The organism is Nocardiopsis sp. KDC1DS13DA1 (assembly GCF_055632325.1).
Window position 1 is genome coordinate 36,111 of the sequence record NZ_JBVMUY010000047.1, and the last position, 25,604, is coordinate 61,714.

Sequence of the window (25,604 nt, forward strand, 5' to 3'; positions counted from 1 at the left end):
CCATCACCACCCCTGACACCACGAGGGAGCACGATGTCCGACGAACCCACCGTCCAACGGGTGGTCGACCCCGCCACCGGGGCGGTGATCGCCAAGGTCCCTCTGGCCGGGGAGAGGGAGGTCGACGCGGCCGTCGGGCGCGCCCGCGCCGCCGCCCCCGCCTGGCGGGCCATGGCCCCGGGCGACCGGGCCCGGCTGCTGCGCGCCGTGGCCGCGAGGATCGACCAGCACCGCGAGGAGCTGGCCCGGACCGAGGTGCGCAACGCCGGGCACCCCGTGGAACAGGCGCGGTGGGAGGCGGGCAACGCGCGCGACGTGTTCGAGTACTTCGCCGCGGCGCCCGAACGGGCGACCGGGCGGCAGATCCCCGTACCCGGCGGGTGGAGCGTGACCTTCGCCGAGCCGCTGGGCGTGGTCGGGGTGATCGTGCCCTGGAACTTCCCGATGCCGGTGCTGTCCTGGGGCGCGGCCCCCGCGCTGGCGGCCGGGAACACGGTGGTGGTCAAGCCCTCGGAGCTGACACCGCTCACCGCTGTGCGGATCGCCGAGCTGGCGCTGGAGGCCGGGCTGCCCGAGGGCGTGTTCCAGGTGCTGCCCGGCACGGGGCCGGTCGCGGGTGAGCGCCTGGTGCGGCACCCGGACGTGGCCAAGGTCGTGTTCACCGGGTCCACGGCCGTGGGGCGGCGGATCATGGCCGCCGCCGCGGAGGACTTCACCCGGGTGACCCTGGAGCTGGGCGGCAAGAGCGCCAACGTCGTCTTCGCCGACGCCGACCTGGAGAGGGCGGCGGCCGGTGCGCCCGGAGGGGCGTTCGACAACGCGGGCCAGGACTGCTGCGCCCGCTCGCGGGTGCTGGTGCAGCGGTCGGTGTTCGACCGGTTCCTGGAACTGCTGGAACCCGCCGTCACCGGGATCGCCGTGGGCGACCCGTCCGACCCGGCCACGCAGATGGGGCCGCTGATCTCGGCGGCCCAGCGCGACCGGGTCGCCTCCTACGTGCCCGGGGACGCGCCGGTGGCCTTCCGCGGCTCGGCGCCCGACGGCCCCGGGTTCTGGTTCCCGCCCACGGTGCTCACCCCGACCGACCCGAACGCCCGCGTACTGCGCGAGGAGGTGTTCGGCCCGGTGATGTGCGTGGTGCCCTTCGAGGACGAGGCCGAGGCGGTCGCGCTGGCCAACGACACCGAGTACGGGCTGGCCGGGTCGGTGTGGACCCGCGACGTGGGACGGGCGCTGCGCGTGGCGCGCGGGGTCCGGGCCGGGAACCTGTCGGTGAACTCCCACTCGGCGGTGCGGTACTGGACGCCGTTCGGCGGGATGGGGCACTCCGGCATCGGCCGCGAGCTGGGCCCGGACGCGCTGGAGGCGTTCACCGAGACCAAGACCGTCTTCGTGTCCGACGACACCTGAGGACACCGGGGCGCCCGGGCACGGGAACGGCGGGGTGCCGCAACACCAGGACATCAGGACACCCGGCGCGCGAGCGTGCCGGGAGCAGGCAGGAACATCGACCCGAGGGGGGAACATGCAGCGGTTCGACGGGCGCGTGGCCGTGATCACGGGCGCGGGCAGCGGGATCGGCAGGGCCACCGCGCTGCGGCTGGCGGAGGAGGGCGCGCGGATCGTCGCCGTGGACGTCGACGAGGAGGGCGGCGCGCGGGTCGCCCAGGACACCGGAGGGATGTTCGTCCGGACCGACGTGACCGACGAGGACCAGGTGCGCGAGGCGTTCGCGACCGCGCGCTCGGCCTACGGGAGCGTGGACGTGGCGTTCAACAACGCGGGGATCTCGCCGCCCGACGACGACTCGATCCTCACCACCGGGATGGACGCCTGGCGGCGGGTGCAGGAGGTCAACCTGACCTCGGTGTACCTGTGCTGCAAGTACGCCCTGCCGCACATGCGCGAGCAGGGGCGCGGGGCGATCGTGAACACGGCGTCGTTCGTGGCCACGATGGGCGCGGCCACCTCGCAGATCTCCTACACCGCGAGCAAGGGCGGGGTACTGGCGCTCAGCCGGGAGCTGGGCGTGCAGTTCGCACGGGAGGGCATCCGGGTCAACGCCCTGTCGCCCGGACCGGTGGACACGCCGCTGCTCCGGGAGCTGTTCGCCAAGGACCCCGAGCGCGCCCAGCGCCGCCTGGTGCACGTGCCGCTGGGCCGGTTCGCCGAGGTGACCGAGATCGCCGCCGCCGTGGCCTTCCTGGCCAGCGACGACGCGTCGTTCATCACCGCGTCCAACTTCCTGGTGGACGGCGGGATCTCCGGGGCGTACGTCACCCCGCTGTAGGGCATGTCAGCGACGACCGTACGTGGAAGGGGGGCCGATGCGGCCCGTGATCGGGATCTCCGCCTACGCCGAGCAGGCCCGGTGGGGTGAGGCCTGGAACCTGCCCACCGTCCTGCTGCCGCGGGCCTACGCCGACCAGGTCGCCGACGCGGGCGGCGTTCCGGTGCTGCTGCCGCCCGTGTCGGGGGTGGCCGGAGCCGTGGAGCGGCTCGACGGCCTGCTGCTGGCGGGCGGCGGCGACATCGACCCGGGGCGGTACGGGGCGCCGACCGACGATCGCACGGCCGGGGTGCGGGGCGCGCGGGACACCGCCGAGATCGAACTGCTGGAGGCGGCGCTGGCGCGGGGGCTGCCGGTGCTGGGGGTGTGCCGGGGCATGCAGCTGCTCAACGTGGTGCGCGGCGGCACGCTCAACCAGCACCTGCCCGACCTGGTCGGGCACCACGGACACCGGGAGGAGACGGGGGTGTTCGGCACCCACCCGGTGACCGTGGCCGAGTTCTCGCGGACCGCCGGCGTCCTGGGGCGCACGGAGCTGGAGGTGCCGACCTACCACCACCAGTCGCTGGCGGAGCCGGGCGGTGACGTCACGGCCACGGCCTGGGCGGACGACGGGACGGTGGAGGCGATCGAGTACACCGACCGGTTCAACGTCCTGGGGGTGCAGTGGCACCCGGAGATGGGGAGTGACCCGTCGCTGTTCCGCTGGCTCGTGGAGCGCGCGTCCGGTGGCGACCGGGGGTGAGCGGCGCACCCGGACCGCCCGGTGCGTCCGGCGGCGCCCCGGGTGCGCCAGGATCTCCCCCATGCCCTTCACGATCAGCCACGCGGCGGCGGTGCTGCCGCTGTCCCGCACCCGGCTGCCCACGGCCGCCCTCGTCGTCGGCGCCCTCGTGCCCGACCTGCCGTACTACCTGCCGGTCCCAGTGCCGTCGGCGCACACCCACCACCCGTGGGGTGTGGGCACGGACGTGCTGTTGGGCGCGCTCGTCCTGGTGCTGTACCGGTTCGTCCTCCGGGCCCCGCTGCGCGCCCTGGCGGCGTCCGCGCAGGCCCGGCCCGCGGTGGACGGCTCCGCCGCGGGGGCGGGGGCACTTCCGCGCAGGGTGCTCCTGACCGGGGCGGCGCTGGCGACCGGGGCCCTGACCCACATGGTGTGGGACTCCTTCACCCAGCTCGGCGGGGCGGCGGTGCGGGCGTGGCCGCTGCTGAGCACCCCGATCGTCGGCCCGCACCTGCTGTTCAACGTGCTGATGTACGTCAGTTCGGCGGTCGGCCTGGCGGCGGTGGCCTGGTGGACGGTGCGCCGCGCGCGGGCCGGGGACCGGGGGGCCGACGGGCTGGGACGCGGTACGCGCGGCGCCGTGCTCGGCACGATCGCCCTGTGCGCGGTGACCGGAGCGGTGGTCACCGGGCTGGCCTCCGGGCCCGCGCCCAGCCCGTACGACGCGGTGCGTGATCTCCTGATCGGTCTGGTGACGGGTGGGTGCGCGGGCCTCGCCACCTACACGGCGGTGTGGTGGGGGCTGCGCGGCGCGGCGCTCACAGCAGCGCTTCGGCGGCCGTGACGGCGGCGGCGTCGACCTCGTCGCGGGACGGCGGCCCCCCGGGGTGCTGCGCCAGCGCGAGGACCTGGACGAACACCCCGCCGGGCAGGTGCACGAGGACGGAGTCGCTCTCCTGCTCCGGCTCTCCGGCGTCCACCGCCTCCAGGACCACGCCGTACGCGCGGGACCGGGCGGTCATGTACAGGTCGCGGTCCCGGCTCTGGGCCACGGACTCGGCGTCCGCGTCCGCGCGGTCCCGCGGCATGCTGAAGGAGACGGCCCCGGTGTGACGTCGCACGCACGCGAAGTGTGCGGTGGTGTGCGCCACCGGCGCGCCGGGCGGGGCGCACCCGGGCGCGGCCTTGGCCGTCACACCGGTGTGACGGTCGATGATGGGTCGGGAGCACCCACCCACGTCGAGGAAGAGCACCGATGCACGATTCCGAAGCGCCGTTCGACCCCCGTGCCCTGCTCGCGGGGGCGCGGCTGGGCGTCCTGGCCACGATCAGGGCCAACGGCCGACCGCAGCTCTCCCCGGTCATGCCCTTCTACGACCGGCCGTCCGAGACCCTGTACGTGTCGATGACCCAGGGCCGGGCCAAGACGGCGAACCTGCGCCGCGACCCGTGGGCGGCGCTGGAGGTCACCGCCCCCGACGGGAGGGCGTGGGCCACCGCCGAGGGGGCGGTGACGCTCATCGGCCCGGGCGGCGACCCGCACGGCCCCGAGGCGGGGGCGCTGGTGGACTACTACCGGCGCGCCGCCGGGGAGCACCCGGACTGGGAGGAGTACCGGGCGGCGATGGTCGCCGACCGCAGAGTGCTGATGACGATGACGGTCGAGCACGTGTACGGCGACAGCCTCCGCTGAGGGGGTGGAACGCCGGGCCGTCACCGTCGCCCCCCGGTCGGCCCCCGGACAGAGGGGGAACGCGTGGCGGCCGAAACGCGAAGGGGCGTCGGCGGGGTGTGCGATCCCCCGCCGACGCCCGGCGCAAGGGTGGGCCTCAGCCCTGGTCGGCGGCGAGGTTCTCCCTGAAGAACGGCACGGCCTCGGAGACGGCGCGCTCGACGTACTCGGGCACGTCGTAGAAGTCCATGTGCGCTCCGCCGTCCACGACCACGAGCCTCTTGGGGCTACGCACCCGTGAGTGCAGTTCGGTGGACATCCACAGCGACCCCGCCTGGCTGCCCGCCACGATGAGGATCGGCTGGGTGAGCAGGTCCTCGACCATGTGGAAGGCGTCGAACGTGAAGATCCTGGACACGCTCCGGGTGAACAGGAACCGGTTCTTGGCGTTGGGGTGCTGGGCGCGCGGGGTGAGGTAGTAGTCACTGGCCTCGACCAGGTCGCGCGGTGTGTTCTCGTCCGGCTCGGCCGGGACGTAGGGGGCCATGGCGGGCTCGGCTCCCGTGGCCTCGGCGGTGCGCTGCCGGGCGACGGCCTCCAGGGTCGGTACCGCGGCCGCGTCCGAGGAGGTGCCGTACCAGCCGCGGCGGAACGAGGTGCCGATGTTGAGGCCGCTGACCGTGGTGACGGCCTTGATGCGGTAGTCGGTCATCGCGGCGTTGACGGCGTAGCCGCCGCCCGCGCAGACGCCCAGGACGCCGATGCGCTCGGCGTCGACGTAGTCCAGGGACTGGAGGTGGTCGACGGCGGCGCGGACGTCCTCCACGCGGGCGGCCGGGTCCTCCAGGTGGTGCGGTTCGCCGCCGCTGTCGCCCTGGTGGGAGGCGTCGAAGGCCAGGGCCACGAAGCCCTGCTCGGCCATCTTGGCCGCGTACAGGCCCGAGGTCTGTTCCTTGACTCCGCCGCCGGGGTGGACGGTGACGATCGCGGGGTAGCTGCCCCGCGGGTCGAAGTCCGCCGGGAGGTGGAGGTTGCCGGCCATGGTGACCGGGCCGTTGGGGAAGGTGATGGCTTCCATCGTCAGTGCTCTTTCCTGTGCTGTCGTCCGCCCCGTCCGGGCGGCTGTACCCAGACTGCGGGACCGTGCGGGCCCGTGGGAGACGCCGCTTGTCAGGGGTACTGGCAGTCTCTCCTTCACCGCCCCCGACCGGCCTAGCCTCGGAGTATGGAGACCAGCAAGGACATCAGAGAGTTCCTGACCACCCGTCGCGCCAGGATCACCCCCGGGGAGGTGGGGCTGCCGCCGGGGATCCGCCGCCGGGTCCCCGGGCTGCGCAGGGAGGAGGTCGCCATCCTGGCCGGGGTCAGCACCGAGTACTACGTCCAGATCGAGCGCGGACGCGTGGCCGGGGTCTCCGACGAGGTCCTCCACGCCGTCGCCACGGCCCTGCGGCTCGACGAGGTGGAGACGGCGCACCTGTTCGACCTGGCCCGGGCCGTCGGCGCGAGGCCGGCCGGGAAACCGCCACGGGCACGCAGTAACCGGACCCCGGTCTCCGAGAGCGTCCAGAGGCTCATCGACGCCATGGTCACCGCTCCGGCCATCGTGCAGAACGCCCACCTGGACATCATCGCTGCCAACCGACTGGGCCGGGCCCTCTACGCGCCCGTCTTCGAGCGCCGGACCGCGCAGCCGAACCTGGCCCGGTTCCTCTTCCTGGACGAGCGCGCCGACGAGCTCTTCCCCCACTGGGAGAAGGCCGCCGACGACGCCGTCGCCCTCCTGCTCATGGAGGCCGCCCGGTCACCGCACTCCAAGGCCGTCACCACGCTGGTCGGAGAGCTGGCCACCCGCAGCACCGAGTTCCGGACCCGGTGGGCCGCCCACGACGTACGGGCCCACTGGAACGGCAGCAAGCTGTTCCGCCACCCCGCGGTCGGCGAGCTGACGCTGCGTTTCGACGCCCTCGACCTCCCGGCCGCACCCGGCCTCACGATCACCGCCTACACCGCGGAGCCCGCCTCCCCCTCGCACGAGGCGCTGATGCTGCTCTCCAGCTGGGTCGCGGCGGAGGAGGCGCCCGAGCCGGACACCGCCGGGGAGCAGCGGCCCTGACGCACAAGGCCGGAGAGCTCCTCGCCCGGTTCGGCGGGGAGTGGCCGGAGCGTCACCGCAGGAGGCGGGCGAAGGCCGCGTCGACTGCTCCGGGCAGGCGCGCCGGATCGTCCGCGGCTTCGTCCCGGCCCGTGTGGAAGCACGCGAGCGCGAGTTCGGCGGCGAGCACGGCGGTGGCGCGGTCGGCCCCGCGGTCGCGCAGCATCCGGTCCATCGCCTCGACGTAACCGCGGTACTTGGTGAGGCTGCGGGCGAAGAGTTCGGGGTGCTGGGACACCAGGCGCTCGTGGCGCAGGTACACCTCGTGGTCCTCGACCAGCCGCGCCACCAGCGCGGCCACGACCAGGCGCAGATGGGTGAGCGCGGCCTCCAGGGAGTCGCCGAGGGACTCCTCGGGGGGCGGTACGAACTCGCTCATACAGGCGGGGTCGGGATGCTGCTGGTCGCTGAAGATCACCTCCTGTTTGTCCCCGAAGTACCGGAAGAACGTCGCCCGGCCGACCTCGGCCCGTTCGGCGATGTCGTTGACGGTGACCCGGTCGAAACCGCGCTCGGCGAACAGGGCGTGTGCGGCTTCGATGATCGCCCCGCGGGTGCGCCGTTGCTTGCGCTCGCGAAGTGACTCCGGGCGTGGGAGCGGTCGTTCCATGTCACCATCCTAGAACTGGAGACCCAAGCCCAGAAGAGATCGAGTATCAGATGGTGGGGCTCATCGCTCTGCGCGAAAGCGCCCCCTCACCCCCATCACACTCCCCCGCCGGTGCCCGCGCAAGCTCAGGCGGCAGCGCCCAGGACGAGGGCGGCCACCACCGGCGCCGCGTACACCAGGGGAGCCGCCACGTGGGTGTACGCCCGCGCCCGGAGCACGGTGACGACGGCACCGGTGAAGTAGAGCACCAGGCCGGCCCCGGCCAGGACGCCGACGACCGGGACGAACAGGCCGACCAGCAGACCCGCCGCCCCCGCGGCCTTGGCGGCCCCCAGCCAGGGCCACCAGGAACGGGGGACGCCGTAGTCGTCCAGGGGATCGACCACCCACGAGACGCGCAGGAAGACGGAGACCGCGGAGAAGGCCACCATGGCGGCGGCCACGAGGGTGAGGACGGTGTGGGCGGTGGACATGACGGACGCTCCTGTCGGTTCGTGGACGCCCGCACGCGGTCGGTGCGGCGGGTCGCCCCCTGATCTCGATGTGATGACCCCGCGCGACGCGCCTGTGTGACAGGACGGGAGGAATGGTCCGGGATTCTTCTCCGCCACCCGCGGCGGCGCGGTCCGGACCCCTCGGGGCCGCACGCCGCCGCAGGCGAAGACGGCGCCCCGAAGGAGTTCGGGGGTGACGCCCAGCCCCGTGACGTACCCGGCCGGCGAAGGCCGCGGGTACGGACCCTTCCCCGGGTTCGCCGTCCCCCAGGCGGAGGCCGACGCGGCGCACCGGTGCGAGGAGGGTTCCGCGAGGCGGCCCCGGCGCGTACCAGGGCCCCGATCGCACGCGGCCCACGACACCCCGCACCCGAAACCCGGGTGGCCGCTTCCGGCCTTCGCCGAACAATCGCGTCCACCGGTCCCGGTAGTGCTGGCATCCTGACGCCGACGACACACGTCCGGCAGGAAGGCGCGGGATGCGGAAGAAACTGCTGGGAACCGTGTTCGAGCGCGTGAACCGACACGTGTCGGGCGCGGACCCGGCCGGACTGTGGGAACCGCAGGCCGTGGCCGAGGTCGAACAACTCCGGGAGTGGCACGAGGCCGCCCCTGACGACCTGGAGATCGCCTTCGTCCTCGGTTGGGCGCGATGGTCCCGGGCGGAGGCACTGTCCGGTGAGGAGCGCGAAGCCGAGCGGGCGGCTGCCGCCAAGCTCCTGGGGCAGCACTTCATCCTCGGCTACGAGCCGCTGCCCGGCGACCTCCTCCCCCTGCTCGCCGAACGAGCCTTCGCCAGCGCGGTCATCGGACTGGACATGGCGGCCGCCCTCGACCACGCCGCAACCGTGGACTCCGCGGTCGACCTGTGGGAGCGCATCGTCTCCGCCACCCCGCCGGAGGACGTCGACCGGGCCGCGGCCCTGGGCAACCTCGGCAAGGCCCTGAGCCTCCAGGCGGGCCGTACCACCCGCCCCGCGCCCCTGGACCGCGCCGTGCTGGTCACCACCGCGGCCGTGGACACGGCCGAGCGCAGGCCCGATCCGCCGGAGGACCTGGCCGGGCTCCTCGCCAACCTGGGGCTGCTCAGGGTCGTGCGGTTCTGGCGCACCCGGAACCACGACGACCTGGAGCAGGGCCTCAGCCGCCTCGAACAGGCCGCCGGGGCCGCCCCGGAGGGCGACCCCGTCCGGATCAGGGCCCAGATCAACCTTTGCGTGGCGCTACGCACGCGCTTCGATCACACCGGTGACGCATCCGCCCTCGACGAGGCCGTCCGGTTCGGCCGACGCGCGGTACACGCCTGCCCCGATGACCGGGCTGAGCGGGCCCTGGCCCTGCACTCGCTCGGCGGAACCCTCCACGCGCGCTACCTGTGCACCGGGGACACCGAGGACGCCGACGAGTCCGTCACCGCCCTGCGGGCCAGCGCCGCCGCGCTGGCCGAGGACGACCCGCACCGGGGTACGGCCTCCCACGCGCTCGGCGCGGCACTGGTCTCGCGGTTCGTCGGCACAGGAAACCGGAAGGACCTGGAGGAAGCGGTGGAGGCGAACGCCGCCGCGGTCACGGCCACTCCGGGTGACCACCTGGACCTGCCCGTCTTCCTCAACGGCCTGGCCCGCGCACACCTGGCCCGGTACCGCGGCGGTGACGGGGGCGGCTTGGACCAGGCCGTTCTGGGCATGCGCCAGGCCGTCGCGTTGTTACCGGACGGGCACTCCATGATGCCCGCACACCGCGCACTCCTGGCCGAGGCCCTGCACAATCGCTTCACGTACGGCGGCGACCCGGACGACCTGGACGAGGCCGTGCAGGAGTTCCAGACCGCCGTACCCGAGGGCTTCGACAGGGCTCCCGAAGGAGCCCGGGCACTGTTCGGCCTGGGCAACGCGCTGTACGACCGGTGGCGGCTCACCAACCGGCCCACCGACCGGACGGCCGCTCGCGTGGCCTTCGAGCGGGCCTGGAAGCCGGAGTCGGTGCCTGCGACCCTGCGGATCAGCGCCGCCCTCGGGGTCGCGCAGACGACGACCGATCCCGCGCAGACGGACGAGGTCCTGGACGCCGCCGTGCGTCTGCTGGTCCGGGCGGCGCCGCGCAGCCTTCGCCGTGCCGACCAGCAGAACGCGCTGGAGCGCTTCCCCGGGCTGGCCGCCCGGGCCGCCGCCGCGGCGCTGAACGCCCCGGACGGCACACCCGCCGAGCGGGCCGTGCGTGCACTGGCGGCGTTGGAGACGGGCCGGGGCGTCCTCATCGGCCAGGCCCTCGACATGCGCGGCGAACTCACCGACCTTCGGCGCGGGCACCCCGCACTGGCCGAACGGTTCGTCACGCTGCGCGACACGCTGGACGAGTCCGCGTTCGCGTCCCTCGCCCCCTCCACCCGCACCCTGGCCGCCGAACCCGCGCTGGCGGCGCTGGCGGGCGGGTCCGGCCCGGCCGACGAGGGACAGACCACAGGCGTGTGGGCGCGGGGCCCCGCACTGGACCGGCGCAGGCTCTCCCGTGAACTCGACACCCTGATCGAGCGCATCCGCGCCGAGACCGGCCTGACCGGTTTCGGGCTGCCTCCCGGACCGGACGAGCTGCTGGCCGAGGCCGACCGGGGGCCGATCGTGGTCCTGAACGCGAGCCCCGAGCGGTGCGACGCCCTCCTGCTCACCGAGTCCGGGATCCGGCACCTGCCCCTGCCCGACGTGACCCACCGCGATCTGGCCGACCGGGTCGAGGCCCTGCGACAGGTGCGTACCCCGGGCGTGCCCGGCCAGGAGGCGGCAGGCGGCACCAGCACCCAGGAGGTTCTGTCGGACACCCTGGCCTGGCTGTGGGACGTGGCCGCGGGACCCGTCCTGGACGCGCTGGGGATCACCGGATCCGAGCAGGATCCGCCGCGGATCTGGTGGGTGACCGGCGGCCTGTTCGGGCAGCTGCCGATCCACGCCGCGGGCCACCACGCCTCCCGCGCCCAGGGGCCCCCGCGCACGGTGCTGGACCGCGTGGTCTCCTCCGCCACGCCCAGTGTCCGGGCCCTGCGCCACGCACGCGGCCGTGAGAAGGCCGCGATCCTCAAGGAGAAGGAGGAGGAGGGCGGTCACGCGCTGGTTGTCGCGATGCCCGGGGTCGCGGGCCAGGCCGGAACCCCCTTGCTCAAGCATGTGGAGGAGGAGGCGTCCAAGGTCGTCGGTCACCTGCCCGGAGCGGTCATGCTCGGGTCGGACGGAACACCGATCAGCAGCGACGCGGTCCTGCGCGCCCTGCCCGACCGCGGCGTAGCGCACTTCGCCTGCCACGGCGTGAGCCACACCGATGATCCCTCGCTCAGCCGGCTGGTGCTGGCCGACGACGCCTCCTCCCCGCTGACAGTAGCCCGGCTGGGCACCGTCAGCCTCGACCGGGCACGCCTGGCCTACCTTTCGGCGTGTGAGACGGCCACCGTTCGGGTCCCCGACCTGTGGGACGAGTCCATCCACGTCTGCACAGCCTTCCAACTGGCCGGGTTCCCGCACGTGGTGGGCACGCTGTGGCCGATCAACGACGCGGTCTCCGTGATCGTCGCCGACGAGTTCTACGCGCGCCTGCGCACGGGCGGCGACAGGCCCGATCTCACCCGGGTGGCAGCGGCTCTGCGCGGCGCGGTCCGAGCGGTACGCGACGGTGCGGGCCTGCCGTCGGAGCTCGGGGGATGGGACCGCGTGGCCGCGCCAACGCTCTGGGCGGCCTATCTGCACATCGGCGCCTAGCACAGTGGCTGGTTCCGAGATCAGACCTCAGCCCACGGCCGGCGCGCTGCACCGGCCGAGGAATGCGGCGGTCGGCAGGAAGCACGGCGCCCCGGTCCGACCACGCGCGCGGTCGGGGGCGACGGCGGCCTTATCCGGGGTCGCGGACACGAGTCCGCTGGACCGTCCCCGCACGTTTGCCCCGGATGCAAGGTTCTCGTTCCTCAGGTGCTCGAGGCCGGAGGAAAGCTGGCACGCAACCGATTGGACACGTCCTGCCCGACCCGTCTGGTGAGCAACCCGTCGTATTCCACACCGAGTCGCTCGGTCAGGTCGCCCACGTGCAACCGCACGGCCGCCTCCACCAAGGTCGCGTACGCCTCGGTCGCCGCCCGCGTCCGCCACCACCCCACCATGCACAGGACCGCGAACACCCCTACCGCAGGCCACCACCACACCGCCAGGCCCAGATACAACACCCCCCACGCCACCAGGGTGATGGCCCGACCCAGACTCTGACGGGCTTCGGCGATCTCCGAGCTCACCTGGTCGGGCAGCACCAACCACAGGTGCGGCCACACCACCGCCGCGTCCAGACCGTGGTCCCGCTCCAGCCGCTGCGCCACCGCGTTCAGCCGGTCCCCGCACCAGGTCGGACGCTGCGGGCTTTCCGTACTCGTCCGAGCCATCCGGTCGTAGGCGACCTCATAGGTGTGGCCCTTTGCGGACCGGTACCGGTGTTCGGGGGAACGGGCCTGCTCAACGGCGGTGTGGCGTGCACGCCACCGCCTCTGGCGCCACCCGACGACAGGGGCCACCACACGGGGCAGAAACCAGGGCCAGGAAGCCCAGTCGGCAGCGAACCACAACCGCTCCAGAGCCGCGGACACCCCCTGGGCGAAGAGCCCGAGCAGGGCGCCGGCGGCCACCACCGCGACAAGCACGACCACCTGCCCGGCGACGGTATCGATCCGCGGGTCCTCGGCCCACGTCGTGATCTGGTCGATGAGATGATCCAGGTCCCAGGTGTGGTCCCGTCCCAGAGTCCGCGCGCCCACAGCCGCCGCCACGTACAGGGCCCCGGGCAGGGCGAGCAGGGTCAGCCACTGCTCGGTGAGCTTCTTTCCCAGCGCCGCCAGCAGTCCGCCCATCGTCTAGGTTCTCGGGCCGGGTGTCATCCGCGCACCGTCGATGTGGCAGGTGGGGGTCTCTTCGGCGGGGCTCGGTCTCCAGGACCGTGCACACCGGTCCTGGGGGCAGCGGTAGTCGGCCGGGGCTGGCCGGGCCCGGCCGATCCCGGCCGCGTTCAGGCTCCGGAGCTCTGGGGGGAGCGTAGGTACGGAGTCGAAGGCGTACAGGCCGTGTAGGACACCTGAGACCGTCAGGGCGGTGTGGAGGAGTTGCAGAGCGGAGGCCGGGTCTTGGCCCGAGCGCACCGCGTCCCCGACCTGGTCGACCAACGCGGAGCCCTGGGGGCGGTCACTGAGCCGGTCGCGCACGGCGGAGGCGTTCTCGCAGACGATGGCCAGCATGATCTGGGCTTCGTCCGGTGTGATCCGGGGGGACTGGTTCACACGGTTCCCTTCCACGCACAAGGAGTCGGTGGACCGAAAGCGGGGATGCGTACGCATCGCCAGCCTATCCGCGAAAACCCTGACACAGGGCGCCTTCCGCCATGACGATGCTGCTGTTGCCGTGAACGCCGGAACAGGGAGGACAGGGGTGCGGGAGCAGTGAGCCCTCTTCCACCCGTTTCTCGGAGCCGGGGCACGAGGACGGCAGGGGCGATCGCCCCGGACCTGTGGGCTCATCCCATGTGGGTTCTCGGTGACCCGGCCACGCGTCCGACGGCGGAACGGCTGGCGCCGGACGGGTTCGGTGCCCCTGGTACAGGGGATCGCGCCGGTCCGGCTGCGCGAGCGGAGGTCGCGCACCGCCTGGCCGGCACGGGGGTGGAGTCCTCGAAGCGGTGGGGGCGGCACCGGTGGCGGATCGCGCGCACCATGGCGTGGCTGGCCGGATGCCGCCGCCTACACCGCCGGTACCGGCCGATCGCTTCCCGGCCCTCGCCGGCATCGCCCGCACACGGATCTGTTAACGCAGACCCACCACAGGAGATGAGCTCCTAGGAGTAGAAGTGGAGGACGGAACTGCGAACGGAGCTGTTGTAGCAGATAGCAGAGGCGGTCTGTCCGATGTCGACGACCCTGCTGGTCGCAGACCTTCCATCCCAGCATGCTGCGGCGATGCCGTAGCGCCCCGTGCCACTCGTGCATACGACGTTGATCGTCTGCCCACGCGAGCCCGAAGTCCACCTCGTGCAGTTGTCAGGCGTCGCATACGCGGGTGCGGCGGTCACCAGGGACAACGTGGCCATAGTCGACACAAGGACGGCTGCGGTGAGGGCACGACGATGCCCCGCGACGCGGCGGGCGATGCGCGTGGTGCTCATGTGGTGATCCTTAGGAGTAAGGGACGTGCGTCTCGTTCGAGGGCACGGTGCCAGCACGCCCTACCTGGAAGATGTCGGAGTAGCTGGTTGTCTGGAATGCGGAGCGGACCGGCCGACCATCGGATTTCACTTACGTGGGCAGGCATCCATCCGATGGCAGGATCCTCCCAGCCGGACCTTGAACACACCTTGCGCCGATCTTGAACAGCGCCATTCCCGGTGTCCTCCTGACGAAGGAGCCTTTCTCGTCCGGTGGCCGCAGGTTCGAACCCTGCCGGGTGCGCCACAGAACCCCAGGTCTGACCGGCGCCGAGAAGACCGGGCTGGCCGCGGCGAACAAGCGCATCGCCGAGTTGCAGGCCGAGCCGGGGATCCACCGCCGCTCCGGTGAGCTGTTGGGGAAGGCGGTGTCCCCGACAGACGGTTCGGGGCGGTCGCGGTGACGGACACAGAAGGCCACCCGGTACATGCCAGCCCACCGTTGAGGCCGTGGCACCAACGGCCGCCTCTGACACGCACCCCGGGGAGATCCCGGAGAGTTCCCTGATATCCACGCGGACCCCTGGCAGCCGTTGATGCGCCCATCTAGTGTGCTGTCCATGTGGACAGTAAAAAATCCATCTGGACAGCACCTGTCGGCCGACAGCGGTCGGCTGTACTACCTCGACCACCTCAAACTCCTACTCATCGCACTCGTCGTGCTCCTCCACGCGGCACAGCCCTACGGCCCCGCCGACTGGTGGTACTTCGAGGGCCAGACCCAGGCACCCCTGCTCTCCAACGCCGCACTCGTCGCGGGCACTTTTCTGATGAGCCTCTTCCTCCTGATCTCCGCCTACCTCGTCCCCGCGGCCTACGACCGCAAGGGCGCCAAGGCCTTCCTGGGCGAACGCTTCCGGCGGTTCCTGCCGCTGGTGCTCATCGGATTCCTGGTGGTCGTCCCGGTCCTGATGTACGCCTACTACTTGAACTTCCGCCCCCACCCCGACCTCGGCTTCGCCACCTACTACGCCGACATCTACATGGGCGGCGCCGAACGACCTCAGGGCTGGTCCGGCCCCATCTGGCCGGACCGCCAGTTCGCCCACCTGTGGTTCATCCAGCACCTGCTGGTCTACGCCGTCCTGTACACCCTGTGGCGCGTTCTGACAGCCCGGCTGCCCAGCCAGGCGCCCTCCTCCACGGACACCTCTCCCCGGGCCCCCTCGACCGCCGCGATCCTGCTCTTCGTGGCCCTGGTGGCGCTGGCGACTTTCGCACTGCGGGTCTGGTACCCCGTGGACACCTGGGTCCCGCTCCTGGAATTCATCCAGGCCGAGCCCGCCGACCTGGCCCTGCAGTCCTCCTTCTTCGTGGCAGGCCTCCTCGCCTACCGGCAGGGCTGGCTCACGGCCTTCCCCGACCGCTCGGGGTATGCCTGGCTCGCCCTCGGCACGGCGCTCGCCGGAGCCCACCTGGCCTTCGGTGAGGAACTGGGCAGGTGGTACACCGCAGGCGGCTGGAACACCGGCTCCCTGCTGTGGTCGACCATGGAGACGCTGATGTGCGTCTCCCTGTCCATTGGCCTGCTCGTGCTGTTCCGCCGCCGGGCCGCCCGGCCGAGCCGACTGCCGCTCGCCCTGGCGGGGCTGGCCTTCACCGTCTACCTCATCCACGTTCCGGTGGTCGTCGCCCTGCAGTACACGGCGGATGCCCTCGCCGCAGGCCCGTGGGAGGGTTTCGCCCTGTCCGCCGTCGGCGGCCTGGTGTTGAGCTTCGCCCTGGCCTGGGCCGCCAGTCGAACCCCCTACCTTCGCCGAGTGCTGTGAACGGCACCCCGCCGGTGGGACGGCTAGGCTGTGCGCCCATGACGCACAGTGCCGATCTCACCGGCCGGGCCCGCATCCGGATGTCCGCGCTGCGCCTGTTCGCCGAACACGGCTTCTCCAGCACCTCGCTCCGCGCCATCGCGGCCGACGCCGGGGTCTCTCACGCCTTGGTCCGGCACCACTTCGGTTCCAAGGAGAAACTGCGCGAGGCCGTGGACGAGGACGTCCTGGACGCCTTCGACACGATCCTCTCCGACATCGGCGAACGGGAAGGCGAACCGGAGAGCCTCGCCGCTTTCGGCGAGGCCAGCGCCAGGCTGTTCGGAACGGACGCGATCCGGCGTGAATACCTCCGCCGCGCCTTGGCAGAAGGCAGCGACCTGAGCGCCCGCCTCTTCGCCCGTCTCCTGGAGGGGGTACGGGTACGGCTCTCGGCGATGGGCGGCACGGACGAGCGGTGGGCCCCCTACCAGGTACTCTTCCTCGTCCTGGGTCCCATGCTCCTGGAACCGGCGATGCGACCGGGCCTGGACACACCGGTCTTCGACCCCGCGGTGGTCGCCGAACGCAGCGCGGCCAACCAGCGGCTGCTCACCCACGGGCTGTTCGCCGAGGGTTGAGGTGCACACGCAAGACGAGCGCGGCCGAAAGGCCGTCCAACGGACTCGCGCGAGAATCCACCGCAACACGCCAGGACCTCTCAAGGTGCCATCGGACGCCACCGTCGGCCCGTGCGTGCTCCGTCGGTGCTCCGCGGTTTTGGAACGGGGCGGCACGGCATGTCACCGGGCGGCACAGTGGATCGGATGGTGCGGCACGGAACGTTACGTAGCGACACATCTCGGTGCGTAACCAGCGAACTTCTCATCCGGGGGCCGCAGGTTCGAATCCTGCCGGGCGCGCCACAAAAACCCAGTTCAGACAGGGCTCGCGACCTCGCCTCAGAGGACTCGCCGCACTGATGGGACCAGGGTGGGACCGAGATGGGACCAGACCCCTGTTCACACCCCGCCCCCACCCGTACCGACGGGCCCTCCCATAGTCCCGCAGCACCAACCAAGCGGGCCGCTCGACCGCCTACCGGAATGCCTCCAGCGACACAACGCCGACCGAACCCAACACCCCCTTGACGGCTACCCGGTTCTCATGAGTGACGGGAAGGCGATCCCGGCACGCGTCTTGAGAAACGTCGGTAGAGGGTCCTTGGCCCCCACACGACACCACCCACGTGTTCACGAAGGGCGGGATTCTAGTAACTCTTAGTGATAGCTTGAGCGCATGCGCAGCCCTAAACACCCCCGGCCCCACCGACTCGCTGCCGTAGTGATCGCCATAGCAATGAGTTGCGGGCTGGCCACACCCGCCCACGCCCACGCCCAAGACCAGGATGAGGCCACCCCTGGCCTCCCGCGTTCCGAAGCCCCCTACACCGCCGTGGAACGGGCCCAGCAGCCCAGCGGAAACTGCGGGATCCAGGTCAACTACCCGCACTACAGCACCCGATACAAAGAGATCCACACCCGGGTCACCAGCTTCTGCAGGGACCTTGTCCTGGTCTCCAACACCGTTTCGGCCAAGACCTACCGATCACGCTGGTTCGGCTGGCAGCGCGTCTCCACTCTCGACCCAAAAACGAAGACCAGCGGCAACGTGCAAGAGTACCGCCGAACGATCACCACACCGTGCGACCAGGGCAGCCAATACCGCTACCGCACGGAGGGGTTCGGAGAGGTCAGCACAGGCACGCAGACCTTCTCCGCCGCATCGTATGAACAGAACGACAACGCGATCACATGCGGCTGAGAGCCTTCGCCCACCGAGCATGGCGTTGCGTGGGGGCTTGTCTCCTCCTCACATCATGCTCTGTTCCTCCCTCCCCCGCCTCCCCCGAAGGCGAGACAGTGCCCGGCACCGTCTGGAGACAAGTGTCTGAACGCACCCCACCGCCCGAACCCCCGCTCCTGGAGATCGGGGACCTGGAACTCACCCCGTTCCTCTCCACCCTGGGCCGGAACCCGAAATCCACCCCAGAAAGCCTTGCCTGGCCCGAACTCGAAAACGACACAGGACAAGCCAGAATCCTGACCGGCAACTCGCCCATCCGTGTCGTCCTGCTCTCCTTCCCCCACGTCGACGAACGCGGCATCCCCGACGAATCCACATCCACCGAGGAAAGGTGCGTGGAACAGCCCCAACCACATACGGGGGTCTCAGCAGGAAAAGTGTGTGTCTACCACCCGTTGGGCGACGACGCCATCCACGTACAGACCCGACCTCACAGGTGCTCCGCCTACCACGTCCTCCAGGCCACATGGATCAGGCCAGAGCAGCCCCCTGACGGCCCCGTCGAGGAGTACGTCTCATACGCCTGGAGGGACTCCACATCCACCTGAATGGGGGAGGGAACATCTCATGGCCGAAAGTAACCGGATCGCAGCCGCGAGTGCTCTGGCTCGGCTCGCCACCACCGCCGCCCTACCCGCCCGCGGCCTGTTCATCGCCGAGGCACACCAGGCCGCGCCAACGGTGACACCGGAGGGAGAACCACGGCGCGGTTTCGCCCCCTACGTGGACCACGGCAGCAACGAGTTCACCCACCTACGACGTCAGGTGGAGATCGAACGCCACGACGTGTGGACCGTGCGAGCACACGACCGAATCATCAGCCGCTGCGGAGACACCATCCACTTGCGACTGGGCGAGGACACCACCGAACAACACATCGACCCGCAGGCCGTCCACGAGGCGGACTGGGCCTTCTGGGCAGGAGACTGGTTCGCCGAACTCATCGAACCCCACAGAATCATCGGCCTGCTCACCGACGTCACAGCAGCAGCCGACTCCACGGAAACCGCGCTGAGCGCGACCCCGAACCACAGGACCCCCTCTCCCTACGACGGAGCCGCCGCCGACCACATCACCAGACTGGAGATCACCCCGGAAACGAACGCCCCTCGCATCAGCCGGATCACCGGCCACCACGCCGACGGTCAGCAGGACACCTACCGCCTGGTCGAAGTACACGACTCGAGAGATCCCAAGCCTTCCGAGCAAGGTAACTGACAACAAAGCCAGCCATCCATCGGACGCCGCCCACCCCCGGTTCGTGCTCCGTTTATGCTCCGCAGTTCCGTACTGGCACGACACCAGGCGGCATCATGCGGCCTCAGACGGCACGGAGGATCGGATGGGGTGACACGAAACGGCACGAAAAGGCACGGAGTAACACCAGATCACCGGACTTCTCATCCGATGGCAGTGACAGGAGTCCGGTACACCCGCGGGGATGCACCACAGGACCAGACCCCGCGCACCCGGAGGGTGCACGCCTTCCAGCGGAACGCGGGGCGACCCGGCACACCCCGGTCGGTACCTTCCCCACCACCTGTCGATTCTCTTGCTTTCCCGGGTCGAGGAACTCACCGGCCGCGGTTCGCGGCCCCACCGGCCACCGGGGAGGAGCGGACCGAACGGCACCCGGATGACACGGCCCTCCGTCCTCAGGGAGCGCCCCACGCGGTTGACGTTGACGAGGATGGCGGGCGGCAGCCGGTCGTCCCTCCCCCGGTGCTCGGAGGCGGCCCCGGTCAGCACCGACACCCCGGTCAGCGGGGGTTCCGGACGCCCGCCGAAGCGGTGCGAGGGCGAGGCGGTAGGCATGGGAGAGACCGGAGGACTCGTCCTCGGACCGGAGCCAGTCGGCGGCGGTGCGGAGGGCGCCCCGGCCCCTCATCCCGGCGGGGCCGCCGACACGGCGGGTGACGGAAGCGGGGCCCACCACCCGCCGGGGGCGGACGCGGCTCACTCCCGGTTGTCGGAGCTGCGCCTCCGCAGCAGGTAGCGCTGGATCTTGCCGCTGGGTGTCTTGGGCAGGCTCTCGGTGAAGTGCACGGCCCTCGGGTAGGCGTGGGCGGCGAACCGGGTCTTGACCAGGTCGCGCAGCTCGTCGGCCAGGGCCTCGTCGCCGACCGCCCCGGGGCGCAGGACCACGTGCGCCTCCACGACCTCGCCGCGCAGTGCGTCGGGGGCGCCCACCACCGCGGCCTCGGCCACCAGTGCGTGCCGCAGCAGCGCGCTCTCGACGTCGAAGGGGCCGATGCGGTACCCGGCCATGATGATGACGTCGTCGTCACGGGAGGCGAAGTAGAAGTGGCCGTCCTCGTCACGGGACCCGGAGTCGCCGGTGAGGTACCAGCGGCCGTCGGCGGAGAAGCGCTCGGCGGTCCGGTCCGGCGCGTCCGCGTAGTGCGTGAACCACATCAGCGGGCTCCCGTCCGCGCGCAGGGCCACGCGGCCGGTGGTCCCCGGCGGGGCGGGCTCGTCGCGGTCGTCCAGGAGGACCTCCGCCGACCAGCCCGGCATCACCTCACCCATCGACCCGGGGCGCACCGGTGCGCGCACGGCGTCGGCCCAGCCGTTGACGACGACCATGCCGTGCTCGGTCTGGCCGTAGTGGTCGCGCACCGTGGCGCCCAGCGCCTCCTCCGCCCAGGACACGACCTCGGGGGTGAGCGGCTCGCCCGCGGAGGAGGCCGCGCGCAGGCGCACACCGTCGGGGACGGGGGCGTCGGCCCCGCGCAGGGCGCGGTAGACGGTGGGGGCGGCGGCGAAGTTGGTCACGCCGAACTTCGCCATCACGTCCCAGGTCAGAGCGGGAGAGAACCCGGCGTGCAGGAGCAGTCCGCGCCTGCCGGCGGCCATCGGGGCGAGGATGGCGTAGTAGAGGCCGTACGCCCAGCCGGGGTCGGCGGCGTTCCAGAACACGTCGTCGGGGCGCACGTCCAGGCCCAGCTCCAGGTAGGCCTGGAAGGAGGCCAGCGCCCGGATCGGCACCGGTACCCCCTTGGGTGTGCCGGTGGTGCCCGAGGTGAACAGGCGGACGAACTCCGCGTCGCCGCCGCGCGCCACCGGGGCCGCCTTCGGCTCGTCGCCCCGGTGGGCGTCCAGGAGGCCTGCGAGCGACAGGTCGTCCCCGGTGGGCTCGCCACCCGCGACGACCACGCGCCACGGAGGGTCGGCGGGAAGGTCCTGGCCGGGGCCGAGCTTGGGCCGCTGGTCGTGGTCGACCACGACGACACGGGCCGCGCTGGCCTCCAGCCGCAGTGCGATCGCCGGTGGGGCGAAGGCGGTGAACAGCGGAACGTGGACCGCGCCGCGTCGCCAGATGCCCAGGAGCGCCACCAGCAGGTCGGCGGACTTGCCCATGAGGACGGCGACGGCGTCGCCGGGGCCCACCCCGAGTTCGGCCAGGGCCGCGGCGAAGCGCGCCGACTCGCGGGACAGCCACCCGTAGGTGAGGTCGCGCGAGGACAGGTCCGACTCGACCACGGTGAAGGCGACCGCGTCGGCGGGGTGCCGGTCGCACAGGAGCTCGGACACGCACGCGTCCGGTGCGTCGAAACGGCCGATGAGCTCCCGCACGCGTTCGGCGGCAGCCGTGGCCGGTGTGTGGTCCTCCTGCTGGGAAACCGTGGGGCCGGTGTGGGTCACGCCCCTCCCCCTTCGTGTCCGGGTCTGTCGAAACCGACGAGTGTGTTACACCCCCGTATGCTCCATGTCACACGAACGGCTGGATACCCCCGAAAGGGTGTGGTTCGGTGAGCGCGAACCGGGACGACTCGATGCGGCCGGATGACGGGGACGCCTTCCGCCTGGCCCTCAGGACGGCGCGGCGCAGGGCCGGGCTGCCCGTGGCCTTCGGCGGCGCGGCGGCCGGGGACGGGATGCGCCTGACGCAGTTCATCGGCGTGCGCACGAACGGGCTGCGCGGGCTCCGGGTGGCGGCGGCCTCGGGCCTGGGCGGCCGGGTCCTGGTGTCGCGGCGGCCGGACGCGGTGGACGACTACGGTTCGGCCGCCTCCATCACCCACGACTACGACGGCCCGGTCCTGGCCGAGGGGCTGCGTTCGGTGGTCGCGGTGCCCGTGGTGGTGTCCGGCGCGGTCTCGGGTGTGCTCTACGGCGCCTCGCGCGGCGCGGTCCTCGGCGAGCGGGCCACGGACGCGCTGGTCGCGGCCGCGCGGGAGCTCGGCCGCGAACTCGCCGTACGCGACGAGGTCGACCGGCGGCTGCGGTTGCTCCGGGCCGAGCGGGCCAACGGTGGCGTGCTGCCCGACGCGACGGCGGCCGAGGAGGTCCGGGAGCTGCACGCGAGGCTTCGCTCCCTGGCCCGGCGGGCCGACGACGAGGGGATGCGCGACGAACTCCTGGACGCCGCCCGACGGCTGGCCGGGCTGGGTGGCGGCGGGCGCGGGGGCGCGCCCGCCGCCACCGTCGGGGCGTCGCCGTTGTCGCCGCGGGAGGTCGACGTCCTGGCGCAGGTGGCGCTGGGGTGCAGCAACGCCGAGGCCGGAACCCGGCTCTCGTTGCGCCCCGAGACGGTCAAGGCCTACCTGCGCTCGGCCATGCACAAACTGGGCGCGGGTACTCGGCACGAGGCGGTGGTGACCGCCCGCCGCCGGGGGCTGCTGCCCTGATCCGGGGTCAGGCCGCGGCGGTGTCGCCCGCCCGGCGGACCAGGTCGAGGCGGTGGCGGACGTCGGCCTCCGTGAACAGCCCGGCGAAGAGGACGCCGCCCGGGTCGAGGGGGGCGGAGTCGGCGAGGGTGCCGAGGTCGACGGGCTGGAAGCCGGTGTCGCGGATAAGGTCGGCGACCTCGGCTCCGGCCCGCGCGTCGTCTCCCGCGTAGGCCATGGCCACCGGCATCGGCGAGAAGGCGCGGGTCTCCAGCAGTTCCTCCACCACGTGGGAGAAGGCGCGTACGACGGCCGCGCCCGGAAGCCGCTCGGCCATGCGCGACCCCGCGGTGAGGCCCGCCCCGAGCGCGGAGACGACCCGGCCGTCGGCGGACACGGTCATGGGGTTGGTGGCGTCGATGACGGTCGTGCCGTCCACCAGGTCTGCGACCTCGTCGACGAGGGCGTCGACCCCCTCGTAGGGCACGGCGAGCATGACGACGTCGGCGTCGGCGACCGCCCCGCGCCAGTCGGCCGCCCGTGCCCGCTCGCCGAGGGAGTCGACCAACTCCGCGAGCCGGTCGGGGGTCCGGGAACCGAAGGTGACCGTGTGTCCGGCACGGATCCAGTGCCGTCCGACGGGGCGCCCGATCCGTCCCGCCCCGAGGATCGCGATGCGGCGCGGGTGCGCGGTGGTGTGGGAGGACGTCATGGTGGCTCCGTTCGTGGGATGCGGCTGGGGCGGGCGGTGTGACCCGACGGAAAATCATTACAACTCGAACTATTACAACTGTCAACATCAGGTACCCTCAACCCATGGCCACCGACGACCCGCCCGCCGAGGACGACACGCGGCGCACCCGCGCCCTGGTGAACGAGCTGGCGCGGCGCTTCGACGCGCACATCCGCTCCTGCCTGGACGGGTTCGACCTCACCCGGACCCAGGGCGGCGCCCTGCGCGAACTCGGCGAACCGCTCACCATGCGCGAACTGGCCGCGCGGATGTGCTGCGAGCCGCCCAACGCGAGCTACGTCGTGGACCGCCTGGAGCGGAGCGGGTGGGTCGAGCGCAGACCGCACCCCACGGACCGCCGGGCCAAGCAGCTCGTCCTCACCCCCTCCGGAACCGAGCTGCGCGAGCGCCTCATGGCCCGGCTGGCACGGGGCGGCCCGCTCGCCCACCTGTCGGGCGGGGAGCGCGCCGCCCTGGAGGAGGCACTGCTCAGGGCGGTGTGCGAGGAACGACCTCAGGACACGCAGGAGGGGCAGACACCGACGAGCTCGAAGGAGTAGTCGAGCGAGCCGAAGCCGCTCGCGCGCCCGAGGCGTTCGACCAGCGGCGCGAGTTCCCCGGGCGCGGGCACCTCCTCGACCTCGCCGCAGATCCGGCAGACCAGGTGGTGGTGGCGGGCGTCGCTGCCGCAGAGGCGGTACAGGCGCTCACCGTCGGACGACTGCACGGTGTCCAGGACCCCGTCGTCGGCCAGGCGGCGCAGCGCGCGGTAGACGGTGGACAGGCTCGGCGGACGGGCGGACCGGGACCGCGGCCCGGCGACGAGCGCGTGCACCTCCTGGGCGCTGCGGAAGCGGGGGTCCCGGCCGAGGGCGCCCAGGACGGCGGCGTCGTGCCTGGCCATGTCAGTGCGTGTGCGCCGCGTGCGCACCGGGCACGTCCCACCCGGGGAAGGGGTCGGGCAGGTCCTCCCAGGGGGCGGCGAGTTCGGCGTCGGTGAGCAGACAGGCGCCCAGCGCCGCGGTCGGCTCGGCGTGCCGCAGCCCGGTACCGATGGACACCAGTTCCTGGCGCGGGGAGACGGCCTCGCCCGGGGCGGGCTCCGCACGGGTACGGCCAGGCAGCGGCGCGTCGGCGGGGTTCCACGTACCGGAGGGTGCGAAACGGGCGACCGAGCCGGCCTGCGACCACAGTCCCGTGATCCGGGCGCGCGTGAGGAGTCGGAAGGAGCCCTTGGAGCGCAGCACGCGGCCGAACGCGCCCCCGACCAGGCGGTCGGCGACCAGGCCCCACAGCAGACCGGGGCGGAAGGGCCGGTCCGCCAGGAACACCGTGCTGGTGATGCCGTACTCCCCAGTCTCGGGCACGTGGTCGCCGTTGGGTTCGGCCACCCGGCCGGGGGCGCGCGAGGCGCGTTCGGAGTCGACGAGGGACACCATCGTGTCGGGTGCGGCGCGTTCGAGCCGGGGGGCGCCGTCCGCGGCGAAGGTGGCGGCCACGGGCATGGGCTCGGAGATGCCGCTGGACTCGATCAGCAGGTGGTCGAGGCGGCCCTCGGCGGCCAGCCGGTCGACCTCCTCCAGCAGGTCGCCGCGCAGGGTGCGGCAGATGCAGCCGTTGGCCCTCTCCACGAGGCGTTCCCCGGTGCGCGACAGGGCGCCCCCGCCGCGCACGAGGTTCGCGTCGATGTTGATCTGGCCCATGTCGTTGACGATGACCGCCGCGCGCAGCCCCCGCCGGTTGTTCGGCACGTGGTTGAGCAGGGTCGTCCTGCCCGCCCCGAGGAACCCCGACAGCACCGTCACCGGCAGCCGCCCTGCCTTCGTCGTCGTCACGCCACCCGCCCCCGCCTCACAGCGCGGACCCCGCCCCGCGTCCGGGGTCGCCGGAACGGGACGGAGCCTTGATTGAGAATGATTACCATAACCAATCAAGGCGGAGTATCGCATCCCGCGAGGCGGGACGGGATGGACGGCCACCGGTCGCGGCACGCGCCCACGGCGGAGACGGGGCGGCCCGGGCGGCACAACCCGGACCGGGTCCGACGGAGACCGGCCGACGACGGCTCAGGCCGGCGTGTAGGTGAGGCAGTCCACCTGGTTCTCCACGTATCCGACGGCGATACCCGGGGCCTGGCACTCGAGTCGGACGTTGTGCTGGCAGTCGGACATCTTGCAGGCGCCGACGTGCCCCGTGGCGACGGGGTCGCCGCCCTGGGCCGGAACCCTGACGTAGGTGTCGCACTGGGCGTGCTCGGTCTCGCCCACGGTGATGGCCTGGGCGTGGCAGTTGTGGTCCGTGTTGTACGAACACGCGTCCGCGCTGCACGAGTTCACCAGGGGCAGGTTCGCCAGGGGCAGGTTCATCGCGGTTCCTCCAGTGTGTCGACGTACACCAGAGCCTTCCAGTGATCACACGCAGCTTCCAAAAGAACACTCCGTGTCATGGAAATTCGGCGGTGAGACCCCGAACCGTGCCTGCGCGCCCCG

At 72.2% G+C, this 25,604-nt stretch carries 26 protein-coding genes and 1 pseudogene; 16 read left to right on the top strand and 11 right to left on the bottom strand.

Annotation, left to right across the window (positions count from 1 at the left end; translation table 11 throughout):
* The first annotated feature begins 33 nt into the window (after positions 1-33).
* The 4 genes from ACTVAJ_RS27155 to ACTVAJ_RS27170 all read left to right on the top strand — a co-directional run bounded on the left by ACTVAJ_RS27155 (position 34) and on the right by ACTVAJ_RS27170 (position 3,858).
* Entirely contained in the window at positions 34-1,410 is a 1,377-nt protein-coding gene (locus tag ACTVAJ_RS27155; RefSeq protein ID WP_470391125.1) for an aldehyde dehydrogenase family protein, read from the top strand.
* 115 nt (positions 1,411-1,525) lie between these two features.
* Entirely contained in the window at positions 1,526-2,290 is a 765-nt protein-coding gene (locus ACTVAJ_RS27160) for a 3-oxoacyl-ACP reductase (protein WP_470391126.1), read from the top strand.
* 37 nt (positions 2,291-2,327) lie between these two features.
* Positions 2,328-3,035 (top strand): gamma-glutamyl-gamma-aminobutyrate hydrolase family protein, encoded by a 708-nt coding sequence (locus ACTVAJ_RS27165; RefSeq protein ID WP_470391127.1) that lies wholly within the window; start codon positions 2,328-2,330, stop codon positions 3,033-3,035.
* A 61-nt stretch (positions 3,036-3,096) separates the two neighbouring features.
* On the top strand, positions 3,097-3,858 hold the full coding sequence (locus ACTVAJ_RS27170; RefSeq protein WP_470391128.1) for a DUF4184 family protein: 762 nt from the start codon (positions 3,097-3,099) through the stop codon (positions 3,856-3,858).
* Here ACTVAJ_RS27170 and ACTVAJ_RS27175 read toward each other — a convergent pair.
* Positions 3,833-4,135, bottom strand: a complete 303-nt coding sequence (locus tag ACTVAJ_RS27175) for a hypothetical protein (protein WP_470391129.1) — start codon at positions 4,133-4,135, stop codon at positions 3,833-3,835. The genes ACTVAJ_RS27170 and ACTVAJ_RS27175 overlap by 26 nt on opposite strands.
* A gap of 134 nt (positions 4,136-4,269) precedes the next feature.
* Here ACTVAJ_RS27175 and ACTVAJ_RS27180 point away from each other — a divergent pair, with 134 nt between their 5' ends.
* Positions 4,270-4,707, top strand: coding sequence for a PPOX class F420-dependent oxidoreductase (locus tag ACTVAJ_RS27180; protein WP_470391130.1), 438 nt, complete (start codon positions 4,270-4,272; stop codon positions 4,705-4,707).
* A 136-nt stretch (positions 4,708-4,843) separates the two neighbouring features.
* Here the strand turns inward: ACTVAJ_RS27180 and ACTVAJ_RS27185 are convergent, their stop codons facing one another.
* A complete protein-coding gene (locus ACTVAJ_RS27185; protein WP_470391131.1) occupies positions 4,844-5,884 on the bottom strand; it encodes an alpha/beta hydrolase in 1,041 nt (346 codons plus the stop codon).
* 27 nt (positions 5,885-5,911) lie between these two features.
* Here ACTVAJ_RS27185 and ACTVAJ_RS27190 point away from each other — a divergent pair, with 27 nt between their 5' ends.
* On the top strand, positions 5,912-6,802 hold the full coding sequence (locus tag ACTVAJ_RS27190; protein ID WP_470391132.1) for a helix-turn-helix domain-containing protein: 891 nt from the start codon (positions 5,912-5,914) through the stop codon (positions 6,800-6,802).
* 52 nt (positions 6,803-6,854) lie between these two features.
* Here the strand turns inward: ACTVAJ_RS27190 and ACTVAJ_RS27195 are convergent, their stop codons facing one another.
* Both ACTVAJ_RS27195 and ACTVAJ_RS27200 read right to left on the bottom strand, forming a co-directional pair.
* Positions 6,855-7,451: a TetR/AcrR family transcriptional regulator gene (locus ACTVAJ_RS27195; protein WP_470391133.1), complete on the bottom strand. Its 597-nt coding sequence runs from the start codon at positions 7,449-7,451 to the stop codon at positions 6,855-6,857.
* Positions 7,452-7,576: 125 nt separating this feature from the next.
* A complete protein-coding gene (locus tag ACTVAJ_RS27200) occupies positions 7,577-7,924 on the bottom strand; it encodes a DoxX family protein (protein WP_470391134.1) in 348 nt (115 codons plus the stop codon).
* A gap of 500 nt (positions 7,925-8,424) precedes the next feature.
* Here ACTVAJ_RS27200 and ACTVAJ_RS27205 point away from each other — a divergent pair, with 500 nt between their 5' ends.
* Positions 8,425-11,688, top strand: coding sequence for a CHAT domain-containing protein (locus ACTVAJ_RS27205; RefSeq protein WP_470391135.1), 3,264 nt, complete (start codon positions 8,425-8,427; stop codon positions 11,686-11,688).
* A 203-nt stretch (positions 11,689-11,891) separates the two neighbouring features.
* Here ACTVAJ_RS27205 and ACTVAJ_RS27210 read toward each other — a convergent pair whose 3' ends face one another.
* Both ACTVAJ_RS27210 and ACTVAJ_RS27215 read right to left on the bottom strand, forming a co-directional pair.
* Positions 11,892-12,818: a hypothetical protein gene (locus tag ACTVAJ_RS27210; protein ID WP_470391136.1), complete on the bottom strand. Its 927-nt coding sequence runs from the start codon at positions 12,816-12,818 to the stop codon at positions 11,892-11,894.
* 3 nt (positions 12,819-12,821) lie between these two features.
* The gene (locus ACTVAJ_RS27215) at positions 12,822-13,241 is read right to left on the bottom strand and encodes a hypothetical protein (protein WP_470391137.1); all 420 of its coding nucleotides are present in this window, start codon (positions 13,239-13,241) and stop codon (positions 12,822-12,824) included.
* 351 nt (positions 13,242-13,592) lie between these two features.
* Here ACTVAJ_RS27215 and ACTVAJ_RS27220 point away from each other — a divergent pair.
* The 7 genes and pseudogenes from ACTVAJ_RS27220 to ACTVAJ_RS27250 all read left to right on the top strand — a co-directional run.
* Positions 13,593-13,765: pseudogene (locus ACTVAJ_RS27220) on the top strand (IS5/IS1182 family transposase); the annotation flags it as partial.
* A 632-nt stretch (positions 13,766-14,397) separates the two neighbouring features.
* Positions 14,398-14,562 carry a hypothetical protein gene (locus ACTVAJ_RS27225; RefSeq protein WP_470391138.1) on the top strand — a complete coding sequence of 55 codons (165 nt, stop codon included), beginning with the start codon at positions 14,398-14,400 and terminating at the stop codon, positions 14,560-14,562.
* A 132-nt stretch (positions 14,563-14,694) separates the two neighbouring features.
* Entirely contained in the window at positions 14,695-15,927 is a 1,233-nt protein-coding gene (locus ACTVAJ_RS27230; RefSeq protein ID WP_470391139.1) for an acyltransferase family protein, read from the top strand.
* A 38-nt stretch (positions 15,928-15,965) separates the two neighbouring features.
* Complete coding sequence (locus ACTVAJ_RS27235; protein ID WP_470391140.1) at positions 15,966-16,547, top strand: TetR/AcrR family transcriptional regulator; 582 nt, start codon at positions 15,966-15,968, stop codon at positions 16,545-16,547.
* A 703-nt stretch (positions 16,548-17,250) separates the two neighbouring features.
* Entirely contained in the window at positions 17,251-17,730 is a 480-nt protein-coding gene (locus ACTVAJ_RS27240; RefSeq protein ID WP_470391141.1) for a hypothetical protein, read from the top strand.
* 122 nt (positions 17,731-17,852) lie between these two features.
* On the top strand, positions 17,853-18,320 hold the full coding sequence (locus tag ACTVAJ_RS27245) for a hypothetical protein (protein ID WP_470391142.1): 468 nt from the start codon (positions 17,853-17,855) through the stop codon (positions 18,318-18,320).
* 19 nt (positions 18,321-18,339) lie between these two features.
* Positions 18,340-18,990 carry a hypothetical protein gene (locus ACTVAJ_RS27250; protein ID WP_470391143.1) on the top strand — a complete coding sequence of 217 codons (651 nt, stop codon included), beginning with the start codon at positions 18,340-18,342 and terminating at the stop codon, positions 18,988-18,990.
* Between the two features lie 738 nt (positions 18,991-19,728).
* Here ACTVAJ_RS27250 and ACTVAJ_RS27255 read toward each other — a convergent pair.
* Positions 19,729-21,417, bottom strand: a complete 1,689-nt coding sequence (locus tag ACTVAJ_RS27255; RefSeq protein ID WP_470391144.1) for an AMP-binding protein — start codon at positions 21,415-21,417, stop codon at positions 19,729-19,731.
* Positions 21,418-21,524: 107 nt separating this feature from the next.
* On the opposite strand from ACTVAJ_RS27255, the gene ACTVAJ_RS27260 reads away from it, so the two are divergent.
* Positions 21,525-22,403 (top strand): helix-turn-helix transcriptional regulator, encoded by an 879-nt coding sequence (locus tag ACTVAJ_RS27260; protein WP_470391145.1) that lies wholly within the window; start codon positions 21,525-21,527, stop codon positions 22,401-22,403.
* A 7-nt stretch (positions 22,404-22,410) separates the two neighbouring features.
* On the opposite strand, the gene ACTVAJ_RS27265 is transcribed toward ACTVAJ_RS27260, so the two are convergent.
* A complete protein-coding gene (locus tag ACTVAJ_RS27265; RefSeq protein WP_470391146.1) occupies positions 22,411-23,094 on the bottom strand; it encodes an NADPH-dependent F420 reductase in 684 nt (227 codons plus the stop codon).
* 104 nt (positions 23,095-23,198) lie between these two features.
* Between ACTVAJ_RS27265 and ACTVAJ_RS27270 the strand changes: the two genes are divergently transcribed.
* A complete protein-coding gene (locus tag ACTVAJ_RS27270; RefSeq protein WP_470391147.1) occupies positions 23,199-23,675 on the top strand; it encodes a MarR family winged helix-turn-helix transcriptional regulator in 477 nt (158 codons plus the stop codon).
* Here ACTVAJ_RS27270 and ACTVAJ_RS27275 read toward each other — a convergent pair.
* The 3 genes from ACTVAJ_RS27275 to ACTVAJ_RS27285 form a co-directional block, all read right to left on the bottom strand.
* Positions 23,630-24,019: a Fur family transcriptional regulator gene (locus ACTVAJ_RS27275; protein WP_470391148.1), complete on the bottom strand. Its 390-nt coding sequence runs from the start codon at positions 24,017-24,019 to the stop codon at positions 23,630-23,632. The two genes, ACTVAJ_RS27270 and ACTVAJ_RS27275, sit on opposite strands and share 46 nt — an antisense overlap.
* Before the next feature lies 1 nt (position 24,020).
* Positions 24,021-24,950, bottom strand: coding sequence for a CobW family GTP-binding protein (locus tag ACTVAJ_RS27280; protein ID WP_470391149.1), 930 nt, complete (start codon positions 24,948-24,950; stop codon positions 24,021-24,023).
* A 231-nt stretch (positions 24,951-25,181) separates the two neighbouring features.
* Positions 25,182-25,481, bottom strand: a complete 300-nt coding sequence (locus ACTVAJ_RS27285) for a DUF1540 domain-containing protein (RefSeq protein WP_470391150.1) — start codon at positions 25,479-25,481, stop codon at positions 25,182-25,184.
* Positions 25,482-25,604: the final 123 nt, after the last annotated feature.